At 62.5% G+C, this 1,053-nt stretch carries 2 pseudogenes; both read left to right on the top strand.

Features of this window, described 5'->3' with window-relative positions:
• Nucleotides 1–562, top strand: a pseudogene (locus A1351_RS25325) (group II intron reverse transcriptase/maturase); the annotation flags it as partial.
• A gap of 123 nt (nucleotides 563–685) precedes the next feature.
• A pseudogene (locus tag A1351_RS10875) lies at nucleotides 686–1,053 on the top strand (transposase); the annotation flags it as partial.

Raw genomic sequence — 1,053 nt, 5'->3', positions numbered from 1 at the left:
CAGCGTTGTGGGCTTCGAGTTCGCCGAGGATGCTCGGGCGTTTCTCGATGGCCTGCGAAAGCGTTTGGGCCAGTTCGGGCTCTCGCTAAACGAGGCGAAAACCCGAATACTGGAGTTCGGACGCTATGCAATCGAGCGCCGCGCTCGTCGCGGGCAACGCCGCCCGGAAACCTTCGACTTTCTCGGCTTCACGCATATCTGCGGGCAGCGGAGAAAAACTCGAAGTTTTATCGTACGGAGGTTGACTGTGGCGAAGAGGCTCCGCGCGACATTGAAAGCGATCCGAGCAGCCCTGATGCAACGTCGGCATGCGCCAATCAAAGCGGTGGGCGTATGGCTTCGTCGAGTTGTGCAGGGCTACCTGAACTATCACGCAGTGCCTGGCAATCTGAAAAGGCTCGGAATGTTCCGCGCCGAAGTCTGCCGGGCTTGGATGCGCGCTCTGCGACGGCGCAGTCAGCGTTCGCGCCTGACCTGGGAGCGCTTCCAACGCCTCATCGCGCTCTACATCCCCAAGGTCCGTGTTCTGCATCCCTATCCGAACCAGCGCTTCGCGTCATGACTCGAGGCAAGAGCCGTATGCGGTAATTCTGCACGTACGGATCTGTGCGGGGGGCGTGGGGCAACCCACGTCCCTACCGCGACCACCAAAGCGGGATTGCTGAGCGTAAAACGATGATCGACCGCAGCCGGCGTGTTCGAAACGCTCGCCCAGGATTTGCGAGCCGTGTTGCGGCTGGCGGCGGGACGCAAGGAGGAGCCGACGACGGCGATCATCGACAGCCGCACTCTGCGCTCGACGCCTGAAAGCGGCCCACGCGCAGGCTATGACGGCGGCAAACGCAAGCGCGGCTCGAAACTCCATATGGCGGTCGACTCCTTGGGCCATTTGCTGGCTCTGCATGTCCCGCCAGCGAATGTCGATGATCGCGCCGAGGTCGGAAAGCCCGCCGAGTCCGTGCAGCAGGCGACCGGCGAGAACATCGAGCTGATCTATGTCGATCAGGGATATACCGGGGAAAGGGCCGCCGACGCCGCGAAAGCGCAGGGCGT

It is taken from the genome of Methylosinus sp. R-45379 (genome assembly GCF_001644125.1).
Lineage (GTDB): Bacteria > Pseudomonadota > Alphaproteobacteria > Rhizobiales > Beijerinckiaceae > Methylosinus.
The sequence above is the reverse complement of the archived record's forward strand: the minus strand, read 5'-3'. Positions and strand labels throughout refer to the sequence as shown.